The sequence below is a fragment of the Stenotrophomonas sp. PUT21 genome (assembly GCF_052232875.1).
GTDB classification, from domain to species: Bacteria; Pseudomonadota; Gammaproteobacteria; order Xanthomonadales; family Xanthomonadaceae; genus Stenotrophomonas; species Stenotrophomonas maltophilia_N.
In genome coordinates, this window is sequence record NZ_CP197645.1 from 241306 (window position 1) to 254048 (window position 12743).

General features: G+C 68.8%; 3 protein-coding genes. All 3 read left to right on the forward strand.

Features of this window, described 5'->3' with window-relative positions:
* Positions 1–307: 307 nt before the first annotated feature.
* The 3 genes from ACTT2I_RS01100 to gspE all read left to right on the forward strand — a co-directional run bounded on the left by ACTT2I_RS01100 (position 308) and on the right by gspE (position 12725).
* Positions 308–8860 (forward strand): ESPR-type extended signal peptide-containing protein, encoded by an 8553-nt coding sequence (locus ACTT2I_RS01100; protein WP_421100221.1) that lies wholly within the window; start codon positions 308–310, stop codon positions 8858–8860.
* A gap of 157 nt (positions 8861–9017) precedes the next feature.
* A complete protein-coding gene (locus ACTT2I_RS01105; protein WP_088434019.1) occupies positions 9018–10871 on the forward strand; it encodes a S8 family peptidase in 1854 nt (617 codons plus the stop codon).
* 126 nt (positions 10872–10997) lie between these two features.
* Entirely contained in the window at positions 10998–12725 is a 1728-nt protein-coding gene (gene gspE / locus ACTT2I_RS01110) for a type II secretion system ATPase GspE (protein ID WP_421100220.1), read from the forward strand.
* The last annotated feature ends 18 nt before the right edge of the window (positions 12726–12743 follow it).

Here is a 12743-nt window from a genome sequence, read left to right on the forward strand (position 1 = left end):
CGATTGCTCACATGTATCTAACAAACTCACGCAATTACACGTCGTTTTTGTGACGCACTGCGCGGTCATATGAATTTCAATGTCAAAGTCTTGACGTTGTTCAAACTGTACGTTAACACTGGATCCTCATTTCGACAGCGTTCAGTTCCACAGTAACCGCATGGATGGCGTGCACGCTGTAGGTATCTGCCAGCCATTGCGCACAACGCAGTAAATCAAGCGAAAAACGCCCCCAGGGGACGTTGGACCACGCGGTCCGGCGTTGGCGTCGCTTTGCCTAAAACCAGCCTAATCAGGAGCCGCATCGATGAATCGGATTTATCGCAAGGTCTGGAACAAAGCACTGGGGCAGATGGTCGTCGCCTCGGAATTGGCCAGCAGCCAGTCCTCGGGTGTCGTCATCGATCAGCGCCGAACCTCTGGCGGACGCAACACCGCACTGCTCTCGGCCGCCATCGCGTTGACGCTGGGATTGAGCGCGGCAGGCGCGTCGCAGACTGCTTACGCGCAGTCGGTGGAGGTCGGTGGCAATGCCAACTGCCTGGTGCTCAACAGCAACATCGTCGACAGCTGCGTGGTCGATGGCAACGCCACCGCCTCGGGCACGAACGCGGTCGCGATCGGCAGCAACAGCACCGCCTCCGGCGCCAACAGCGTGGCGCTTGGCGCCGGCTCGAAGACCAACCGCGCCAACACGGTATCGGTGGGGGACGCCGGCAAGGAACGGCAGGTCACCAACGTGGCCGCCGGCACCGCCGCCACCGATGCGGTGAACAAGGCACAGCTGGACAGGGTTGCGGTCGCTGCCGAAGGCGCGACCCGCTATTTCAAGGCCGATGGTGACGGCACCGATGCCGACGCGGCGAAGATCGATGGCGAAGGTGCACTGGCCGCAGGGGCGAGCGCCAACGCAGACGGTGACGGCGCAACGGCGCTGGGCCACAGCAGCCAGGCCATCGGCAATGCAACCACCGCAGTGGGCAGCGAGGCACTCGCGGTCGGCCTCGGGGCGAGCTCGTTCGGCCAGGGCAGCCTGGCCTTCGGTGATGCCAGCATCGCGCTCGGCCAGAGCGCCGCGGCGTTCGGTCTGGGCGATGTCGCGCTCGGTGCCTCGGCGGTAGCGGCCAGTGAAAACGGCGCGGCCACCGCAATTGGCGGTCTCGCCGAAGCCAGCGCCGATGGCGCGACCGCGATTGGGGGCGGCGCACTGGCCATCGGCCCGGGCAGCACCTCGCTCGGGCGCGGTGCGGCCAGTGCCGGCGAAGCCTCGGTGGCGGTCGGTGCGTTCAGTGTCGCGGTCGCCGATTTCAGTGCCACGTTGGGCGCCAATTCGGCTGCGGTGGCGGTGGGCAGCGTGGCGCTTGGCGCCGGTTCGTATGCCGATCGTGTCGACACGGTATCGGTCGGCAATGCCGAGAACGGCCTGCGTCGCCAGATCACCAATCTGGCCGACGGTACCGAAGACAGCGATGCGGTGAACAAGGCGCAGCTCGATGCCGTCGGTGCCGTCGCCACCAACACGGACAAACGCTTCCAGGCCACCGGCGGCAGCGACAGCGATGCCGGCGCGCTGGCGGCAGGCGACAACGCCACCGCGATCGGTGAAGCCTCCAACGCGCTGGCCGATGGCGCGACCGCGCTTGGCAGCGGCGCCACCGTCACCGCGCAGAACGCCACCGCGGTCGGCTACAACGCCAGTGCCACCGGCCAGAACAGCGCGGCCTTCGGCACCAATGCGCAGGCCAATGGCCCGGGCAGCGTGGCGGTTGGCGGTGCAGCGGTGGATGCCGACGGCAACCCGCTGATCACCAATGGCGGCGTGCCGGTCGATACCGGTGCGACCAGCGCTGGCGTGGGCGGCACGGCGGTGGGCGCGAGCGCGGAAGCATCCGGATTTGCTGCGTCGTCCTACGGCGTCGGTGCGTACGCGGCCGGTGCGCAGGCGTCGGCCTTTGGTGCGGTTGCCAACGCGACCGGCGATTACGCCACTGCCGTCGGCACGCAGAGCGTGGCGACCGGCAACAGCAGCACGGCCATCGGTGGCCCAGCGGATCTGCTCCCGGGGCTGGGCTTCTTCGTGCAGACCCAGGCCAGTGGCGAAGCCGCTACCGCAGTGGGCGCCGGTGCGATCGCCAGCGGCGATTACGCCGTGGCAAACGGCACCTTGAGCGAAGCCTCGGGCACCGAAGCCACGGCGGTGGGCTACTTCGCCTATGCCCCGGGCGAGGGCGCCACCGCGCTGGGCGCCGAGACCTGGGCCAGTGGTGAGCTGAGCACGGCGGTCGGTTTCTACAGCACCGCGCGCGGCGCCAACAGCGTTGCCCTCGGCGCCAACTCCACCGCCACCCGTGACAACACGGTCTCGGTCGGTGACGTCGGCAACGAGCGCCAGATCACCAGCGTCGCAGCCGGTACCGAAGCCACGGACGCGGTCAACAAGGCACAGCTTGATGCCGTCGCGACGTCGGCCTCGGCGACCTCGGCGCAGTTCAAGGCGAACGGTGCGGCCGGCGGTGTGGTCGGTGCCTTCGCCGAGGGTGAGGATGCGCTGGCGGCCGGTGAGGCCAGCAATGCGCTGGGTGCCGGTGCCACGGCGGTCGGCGGCGGCGCGACCGCGGTCGGCGATGACACTGTCGCGCTGGGCCGCAACAGCAGCGCCACCGGCAATGGCAGTGTCGCCATCGGTGGGCTGGGCCAAGCCTATGACGAATACAACCAGCCGCTGGTCGATGACCAGGGCAATGCGATCCTGATCGGTGCGACCGCGGCGCCGGACAGCGTGGCGGTCGGTGCCGGTGCACAGGCGACCGGCACCACCAGCAACGCCTTCGGCAGCGGTGCGCAGGCCACCGGCAGCAACAGCCTGGCCAGCGGCTACAAGGCGCGCGCGACCGGCGATTACAGCGTGGCGCAGGGCGACAACGCCTTCGCCAGTGGCGAAGAAACCACGGCCACCGGCGCCTATGCATGGGCGACCGCCGATGGGGCCACCGCCTTCGGCTCCAGTGCGTGGGCGACCGAAGCCAACGCCACGGCGGTAGGTCAGTCGGCCTGGGCCAGCGGTACCGGGTCCACCTCGATCGGCTACAACAGCTGGGCGCGCGGCAGCAGTTCCACGGCACTCGGCCGCGGTGCCTTCGGTTACGGCGACAACAGCGTCGCGGTCGGTTTCCAGGCTCTGGGCAACAGCATCAACACCATCGCCATCGGCACCAATGTGGTGGCCGGCGGTGAAAGCGCGATCGGTATCGGCGCCGGCAGCAATGCCAGTGCCTCCAACAGCGTGGCGCTGGGCGCGGGTGCGGTCGCTGATCGTGCCTACACCGTCTCGGTCGGCAACGATGGCCGGCAGCGCCAGATCACCCAGGTCGCCGCCGGTACCGAAGGCAGTGATGCGGTCAATCTCGATCAGCTGAGCGCAGCCACCGATCAGTTCCAGGCCAGCGGTGATGGTGTCGCTGTCGCCGGTGGCGAGGAGAGTGTGGCCGCCGGCGCAAACGCGGCGACCGATGGCAACTACGCCACTGCCGTGGGCTCGAGCAGCTTCGCGGCCGGTACCGGCGCATCGGCTGTCGGCAGTGGTGCCTTTGCCTTGGCCGACAACGCCAGTGCCCTGGGCTTCAACGCCGTCGCCAGCGGTGCCAACGCAAGCGCAACCGGTGCCAACGCACAGGCGACCGCCGAGTACGCAACGGCCAGCGGCGCCGAAAGCCTGGCCTCGGGTGAGCAGAGCACCGCGACCGGTGCTGCCAGCGTCGCCTCTGGTGCCGGCAGTCTGGCCGGTGGCGCGCTGTCCGACGCGGCGGGTGAAGAGTCGGTGGCCCTGGGCTACTTCAGCAGCGCCAGCGGTGAGGGTGCGACGGCCGTCGGCGCGGAAAGCGTGGTCAGCGGCACCCTCTCGGCGGGTTACGGGTTCGCCTCCGAAGCGACCGCCAACTACACCACCGCGATCGGCGGGTATGCCGTGGCCTCGGCCTTCAACGCCACCGCGCTCGGCAGCTTCGCGCAGGCGACCGGCTCCAACAGCGTGGCGCTCGGTGGTGATGCTGAAGCCTCCGGTGCATACAGCACTGCCACCGGTCAAGGCAGCCTGGCCAGTGGCATCAACAGCGTGGCCGTCGGTGGTGCGCTGTTCGGCCTGCTGCCTACCGAAGCGTCGGGCAATTACTCCACGGCTGTCGGTGGCGGGGCATGGTCGCCCGGTGTGAACAGCACCGCGCTCGGCAATGCAGCGACCTCCACCGGGGCGAACAGCGTGGCGCTGGGGGCGGACTCGATCGCCGACCGCGATGACAGCGTCTCGGTCGGCAGCGCCGATGCGCAGCGCCAGATCACCCACGTCGCCGCCGGTACCGAAGGCACGGACGCGGTCAACGTGAACCAGTTGAATGCGGTGGCCGATGCGGCCGCCACCACCAGCAAGTACTTCCAGGCCAGCGGCAGCGCCGACAGCGATGCTGGTGCCTATGTGGAAGGCGACAATGCGCTGGCCGCCGGTGAGGCCGCCAATGCCATCGGCAACGGCGCCACCGCGCTGGGCAGTGGCAGCACCGTGATCGCCAACGAATCCACGGCACTGGGCTTCAACGCCACGGTTACAGGTGACAACGCTGTGGCAATCGGCAGCAATGCCACCAGCAGTGCTGCCGGGGCGGTCGCCATCGGCGATCTGAGCGCGGCATCCGGTGCGGCGTCCGTCGCCATCGGTGGTGGTTCGCTGTCGCAGGGCTTCGGTGCGGTGGCGATCGGCGCTGGCTCGGAGGCGGCGGGTCTGGCCGCGACGGCGGTCGGCTACGGCGCCTGGGCCCTGGGCCGGGAGTCCACTGCGATCGGCAACTTCGCTACCGCCGACGGCTGGCAGGCCAGCGCGTTCGGCGCCAATGCCAGTGCCGCCTTCTTCGGCACCGCGCTGGGCAGCAATGCACAGGCGGGCGAGGTCGCCACGGCCGTCGGCCAGGGCACGCGTGCGGACATCGCTGGCGCCGCGTTCGGCGTGCAGGCCAATGCCGGCCAGTATGGCGTGGCGGTCGGCAACAATGCGGCCACCGCCGAGGACGGCGTGGCCGTGGGCTTCAACGCATTGGCCGGTGCGGATGCCGGCAGCGTGACCCAGGGCATCCAGACAACGGCCATCGGCAGCGAAGCGTGGGCGACCGAAGACGGTGCCACCGTGGTGGGCTACAACAGCTACGCGCAGGCAGTGAATTCCACGGTGGTCGGCAGCAACACCTGGACCACCAAGGATGCCGACAACAGCGTCGCGCTCGGTGCGGGTTCGCTGGCCGATCGTGCCAATGCGGTTTCGGTGGGCGCGGCACAGGCCTGGACCGATGCGGCGGGGGTGGTGCATGCGGCCATCGATCGCCAGATCACCAATGTCGGTGCCGGTACCGAAGACACCGATGCGGTCAACGTCGCGCAGTTGAAGGAGGTGGCCGCCGCCGCCGAAGCCACCAGCAAGTACTTCCAGGCCAGCGGCAGCGCCGACAGCGATGCTGGTGCCTATGTGGAAGGCGACAATGCGCTGGCCGCCGGTGAGGCCGCCAATGCCATCGGCAACGGCGCCAGCGCGCTCGGCAGCGGGGCGACCGCCATCGCCGACAACGCCACGGCCGTCGGCTTCAATGCCTTGGCCAGCGCCGAGGGCGCCGCCGCGCTGGGCAGTGACGCGCAGGCGACCGGCGAAGACAGTGTGGCGATCGGCAACGGCGCCAGTGCCAGTGAGATCGGTGCGAGCGCCACCGGTTCCGGCGCGCAGGCCAGCGGTGCATACGCCACGGCCAGCGGCAGCCAGTCCACGGCGGCCGGCCAGCAGGCCACCGCCAACGGTTTCCGCTCCAACGCTTCGGAAGCGGGGGCCTCGGCCTTCGGCAGCTACAGTGAAGCGACCGGCCAGCTCGCTTCCGCGCTGGGCTACGGCGCGGTGGCCTCCAACGCCTACGCCGTCGCGGTAGGTGCGGCCTCGACCGCGTCCGGCTCGGGTGCGGTGGCGGTCGGCGAGTACTCCGAAGCCACCGGCGATGAGAGCGTGGCGATCGGTGGCACGACCTTCTTCGGTCTGCTGCCGTCGCGCGCCTCGGGAACCGGTGCCTCGGCGTTCGGTGCGGGCGCCTGGGCAACCGATGACTACGCCACCGCGATCGGTTGGAATTCGTGGGCCGATGCGGGCAACGCCACCGCGCTGGGAGCCAGTGCCAGCGCAGAGGGCGTGAACAGCGTCGCGCTCGGCGCCGGTTCGGTCGCCGACCGTGACAACACGGTTTCGGTCGGCACCGCCACCGCGCAACGGCAGATCACCAACGTCGCCGCCGGTACCGAAGGCACCGACGCGGTGAATGTCGATCAGCTCAATGCAGTTGCCGATGTGGCCGGCACCACCAGCCGCTATTTCCAGGCCTCGGGCAGCGCGGACAGCGATGCCGGCGCCTACGTGGACGGCGACAACGCACTGGCCGCCGGTGAGGCCGCCAATGCGATCGGCAATGGCAGCACGGCCCTGGGCAGTGGCGCTACGGCGCTGGGCAACTATGCCACCGCGAGCGGCTACGGCAGCAGCGCAACGGCCGATTACGCCGCTGCGGCCGGCTATGGGAGTTCTGCCAGCGGTGATTCCAGCCTGGCCTTGGGGCGCGAAGCCTCGGCGCAGGGAGCGGGCAGCCTGGCGGCCGGTCAACTGGCCAACGCCAGCGGGGCGCTGGGCGTGGCCGTTGGTGCACTCAGCCAGGCCGGGGCGAGCAGTTCGGTCGCGGTCGGTACGCTGGCCAGCGTGGGCGAAGACGGCATCAACGGCATCGCGGTCGGTACGCTGTCCGGCGTCAACAGCGGGGCGCAGAACGCCATCGCCGTGGGCACCTATGCAACCTCGACCGATGACCGCGCGATCGCGATCGGTGGCATCTACGCTGGCGTCATCGACGGTGCGCTGATCACCCGCAATACCGTCGCCGATGGTGTGGATGCGATCGCCCTGGGTGGCGGTGCGCGTGCCAGCGCGGACAACACCGTCAGTCTGGGCGCGATGAGCACCAGCAGCGCCGAGGGCGCGGTGGCGGTCGGTTTCAACAGTGCAGCCACCGCCGCCGACAGCGTCGCCATCGGTACCGCCTCCGTGGCGGACCGGGCCCGCACGGTCTCGGTGGGGTCGGTCGGTTCAGAGCGCCAGATCACGAACGTGGCCGAGGGTGCAGAATCCACCGATGCGGTCAACAAGGCGCAGCTGGATCGGGTCGCTGCCACCGCCGATGCAGTCGGCAAGCACTTCCAGGCCAGCGGCAGCGGCGTGGCCACGGCCAGTGGCAGTGATGCGCTTGCCGCCGGTTCCGGTGCCACCGCCAGTGCCACCCGCAGCAGCGCGCTGGGTACGGCGGCGGTCGCCTCGGCCACCGGCGCCACCGCGGTCGGTGCCGATGCCTCGGCACGCGGTGCCAACAGTACGGTGCTCGGTCGCCAGGCCTCCACCAGTGCCACCAACGGCGTGGCGATCGGCAACGGGGCGTTCGCCAGCAACGGTGCCAACAGCATCGCAATCGGTTCGGCGGCAGGCGTCTCCGGTGCCAACGCTGTGGCCTTGGGCGCCGGCTCGCGCGCGGTGGAAGCCAATGTGGTCTCGGTCGGCGGCGGCAACGGGACGGACGGTCCGGCCACGCGCCGCATCGTCAATGTGGGTGCCGGCCGCATCGCCGCCGGCAGCACCGATGCGGTGACCGGCGGCCAGCTCAACACCACCAACCAGCGGGTCGGCGCGGTGGAAACCCAGGTCGGCGACATCGACACCCGCATCGGCTCGGTCGAGAACGTCACCGCCAATGCGCTCACCTATGACGACAGCAGCCGCGACACGCTGACCCTCTCGGGTCTGCAGGGCACCACGCTGGACAACGTCGGCGGCGGTTCGATCGCGTCCGGCAGCCGCCAGGCGATCAACGGCGGGCAGTTGTTCCAGTCGCTGACCGATGTCGCCACCTTCCTCGGCGGCGGGGCCAGCGTCGGCATGCAGGGCGTGTTCGTCGCGCCGAACTATGTGATCCAAGGCGCGACGTACAGCAACGTGGGCGATGCACTGGGCGCGCTCGACCGCAAGGTCAGCGATCTCGATCAGCGCGTGGCCGGTGGCAGCAGCAGCGGTGCACGGGCACGTACCGCCGCGCTCGCTACGGCCAGTGTCGCACCGGAGGCCAGTGTGATGAGTGCCACCAGCGACGACGCCATCGCCTCGGTGCAGGGCACGCCCACCGCCGCCAGCGTGGGCGGCAGCCAGCCGCTCAGCGCACCGGCCGCGGCACCGGCGGCAGTCAATGCGGTGGTGATGGGCGACGGTGCCGTGGCCAGCGGGGCCTCGGCAACGGCCATCGGCCAGGGTGCGACCGCCTCGGCCGCCAACTCGGTGGCACTGGGCCAGGGCTCGGTGGCCGATCGTGCCGATACGGTCTCCGTCGGCAGCGTCGGCAATGAACGCCAGGTCGCCAACGTAGCGGCCGGTACGCAGGCCACCGATGCGGTCAACAAGGGCCAGCTGGATGGCGGCATCGCGACTGCCAACAGCTATACCGACCAACGCTTCACCTCGATGGCCGACAGCTTCGATATCTACAAGGGCGAGATCGATCAGCGCCTGCGTCACCAAGACCGTCGCATTGATCGCCAGGGCGCGATGAGCGCGGCCATGCTCAACATGGCCACCAGCGCCGCCGGTGTGCGCACCCAGAACCGCGTCGGTGTGGGCGTCGGTTTCCAGGGCGGCGAATCGGCGCTGTCGCTGGGCTACCAGCGTGCGCTCAGCGAGCGCGCCACGGTGACCCTGGGCGGTGCCTTCAGCAGTGATGACAGCTCGGTCGGCGTGGGTGCCGGCTTCGGTTGGTAAGCCGTTTCAACGCGGGGCCGTGCGCGGCCCCGCCGCAACGCAATGCAAGGCCTGAGGGGGCGGGTCACGGGAACCCTGGCCAGGGCCGGCCAGGGAGCTCGCATGGAGTGTTGGCCTGAACAGTCGTTTGATCCATGACCTTGAAGAGGACGTCAACGTGACCAGTAAGCAGAACCTTCGCATCAATGTGCTGGCAGCCGCCGTGCTGTCGTTGTCCGCAGGCGCCAGCGCCTATGCCGCGGGCCTGCCGGCCAAGGAGCCGGTGCGCCAGCCGGCTGCCGCCCAGGGCGCAGAGCGCATCATCGTCAAGTACCGCGCCGGCAGCGCTGCGGCGACGGATCGTTCGGCCAAGCTGACGGCCGTGCAGTCGGCGGTCGCCCGTGCCAGTGTCGGTGGCTCCGCCGCCGGGCGTGCCAGCGCGGTGAGCCCGCAGATCGTGCGCAAGCTCGGTGTCGGTGCCGATCTGATCCGCCTGCAGGGCCGCTTGAGCCCGGCCGAACTGCAGAAGGTGCTGGCCGAGATCAAGGCCGACCCCTCCGTGCAGTACGCCGAAGTGGACGTAAAGCTGCAGCGCACCGATGTGCGCCCGCGTGATGCCACGCCGCAGCTGGTGCCGAACGATCCCTACTACGCGCAGTACCAGTGGCATCTGAACAGCGCCACCGGCGGCATCAACGCGCCGGCCGCATGGGACATCGCCCAGGGCGAAGGCGTGGTGGTGGCGGTGCTGGATACCGGCATCCTGCCGCAGCATCCGGATTTCTCCGGCAACCTGCTGGCCGGTTATGACTTCATCAGCGATGCGGAAACCTCGCGTCGTCCGACCGACGAGCGCGTGCCGGGTGCGCTGGATTACGGCGACTGGGTCGAGAACGACAACGAGTGCTATGCCGGCTCGCTGGCCGATGACAGCTCCTGGCACGGTACCCACGTCGCCGGCACGATCGCCGAGTCCACCAATAACGGGGTGGGCATGGCGGGCGTGGCGTACAAGGCACGCGTGCTGCCGGTGCGCGTGCTCGGCAAGTGCGGCGGGTACCTGTCCGACATCGCCGACGCGATCACCTGGGCCTCTGGCGGCACCGTGGCCGGCATCCCGGCCAACGCCAATCCGGCCGAGGTCATCAACATGAGCCTGGGCGGTGGCGGCGCATGCGATGCGCTCTACCAGGACGCCATCAACGGTGCCGTGTCGCGCGGCACCACCGTAGTGGTCGCGGCCGGCAACTCGGCCTCCAACGCGGCCAACTTCCGCCCGGCCAGCTGCGCCAACGTGGTGGCGGTCGGTGCGACCCGCATCACCGGCGGCATCGCCTACTACTCCAACTTCGGCACGGTGGTGGACCTGTCCGGCCCGGGCGGCGGTGGCAGCGTGGACGGCAACCCGGGCGGTTACGTCTGGCAGTCCGGCTACAACGGCTTGACCACGCCGACTTCCGGCGCCTACAGCTACATGGGCATGGCCGGTACCTCGATGGCCTCCCCGCATGTGGCGGCGGTGGCGGCACTGGTGCAGGGCGCGGTCGCCGCGGCCGGCAAGGATCCGCTCACCCCGGCGGCGCTGGAAGCCCTGCTCAAGCAGACCTCGCGTCCCTTCCCGGTCACCATTCCGACCGCCACGCCGATCGGCACCGGCATCGTCGATGCCAAGGCCGCCCTGGACAAGGCGCTGGAAGAAGAGTGCACCGAGAACTGCGGCCCGGTGGCCACGCCGCTGACCAACAAGGTCGCCGTCGGTGGCCTGAGCGGTGCCGGTGGCAGCGAAGTGCTGTACAGCTTCGAGGCGCAGGCCGGCAAGGTGCTGAGCCTGCTCACCTACGGTGGCAGCGGTAACGTGTCGGTCTACGTGAGCCAGGGCAAGGAGCCGACCGCGACCGCGTTCGACGCCAAGTCCACCCGTCCGGGCAACAGTGAAACGGTGCGCTTCACCGCGCCGGTGGCCGGCACGTACTACATCAAGGTGGTGGGCGAGTCCGCGTTCAGCGGCGTGAGCATCCTCGCCAACCAGTAATACGGGTAAACCGCCAACGGGAGTCCGTCATGTGACGGGCTCCCGTTTTTACATCTGGACGTCGTGCAATCCCGCGTACGGACGCGGTGAACTGCTAAAGTCGCAGCGGTTGCCAGGAGAAGATTCTTGAACGCGGTCGCCCCGGATCCCACTGAAGAATCCACCGCTGAATCCCGCATCGTCGGGGTGTTGCTGGAGAAAGGTCGGCTCAAGGACAGCGACCTGGCCCGCGCGCGTCCGCTGCACCGCGAATCCGGTGGCAGCCTGCTGGGTCTGCTGGTCCGCCTGGGCCTGGTCTCCGAGCGCGACCATGCACAGACCTGTGCCGAGGTGCTCGGCCTGCCGCTGCTGGATGCCAAGGCGGTGCCCGAGTCGCCGCCCGAAGCGCTGCTGGATGGGTTGCCGCTGACGCTGCGTTTCCTCAAACAATTCCATGTCTGCCCGTTGGCGTTGCATGACGACGTGCTGGATCTGTGGCTGTCCGACCCGCAGGATCCCTACGCGGCCGACGCCGTGCAGCTGGCCATGGGGCTGCCGGTGCGCCTGCACGTGGGCCTGCGCTCGGAGATCGATGATCTGATCGAGCGCTGGTTCGGCCAGGGCCGCAGCGCGATGGGCGCGATCATCGAAACCGCCGACGGCGAAGGCGCTGCGGTCGACGACATCGAACACCTGCGCGATCTGGCCTCCGAAGCACCGGTGATCCGGCTGGTCAACCTAGTGATCCAGCGGGCGGTAGAACTGCGCGCCTCGGATATCCATATCGAACCGTTCGAGAATCGCCTGAAGGTGCGTTACCGCGTGGACGGCGTGCTGATCGAAGGCGAAAGCCCGCCGGTCAATCTCACCGCCGCAGTGATCAGCCGCATCAAGATCATGGCGCGGCTGAACATCGCCGAGCGCCGGCTGCCGCAGGACGGCCGCATCATGCTGCGCGTGCAGGGCAAGGAACTGGACCTGCGCGTCAGCACGGTGCCGACCGCGCACGGCGAAAGCGTCGTGATGCGCCTGCTTGATCGCGATACGGTGGTGTTCGATTTCCATCGGTTGGGGTTCACCGATGCCTTCCTGCCGCAGTTCCGCAAAGTGCTTGAACAGCCGCACGGCATCCTGCTGGTCACTGGCCCGACCGGTTCGGGCAAGACCACCACGCTGTACACCGCGCTGAGCCAGCTCAACACCGCCGACGTCAAGATCATCACGGTCGAGGACCCGGTCGAGTACCAGATCGAAGGCATCAACCAGATCCAGGCCAAGCCGCAGATCGGGCTGGATTTCGCCAATGCGCTGCGCAGCATCGTGCGCCAGGATCCGGACATCATCATGATCGGCGAGATGCGCGATCTGGAAACCGCGCGCATTGCGATCCAGTCCGCGCTCACCGGCCACCTGGTGCTGTCCACGCTGCACACCAACAACGCCGCTGGCGGCATCACCCGCCTGCTCGACATGGGCGTGGAAGATTATCTGCTGACCTCCACCATCAACGGCATCCTGGCCCAGCGCCTGGTCCGTCGGCTGGAGCCGCAGCATGCGCAGCGCTACCGCGCCTCGCCCGAAGAGATCGAGAAATTCGGCCTGCGCCGGCTGCAGCCGGAGGGCGAGATTTTCCTGTACCGCGCGCAACCGTCGGCGATCGCGCCCACCGGGTATCTGGGGCGCACCACCATCGTCGAATTCCTGGTGATGAACGACGCGCTGCGCAGCGCGGTGATGCGGCGCGCCGGCATGGGCGAGATCGAGCAGATCGCACGTGCTGCGGGTATGCGCACCATGTACGAAGATGGGCTGTCCAAAGCGCTGCAGGGCCACACCACATTGGAAGAAGTACTACGCGTGACGGAGGAATCCTGATGCGTGCCTGCGGCCAAC

Coding starts and splice junctions, on each gene's coding strand:
- ACTT2I_RS01100 (WP_421100221.1), top strand. CDS start 308: ATGAATCGGATTTATCGCAAGGTCTGGAACAAAGCACTGGGGCAGATG.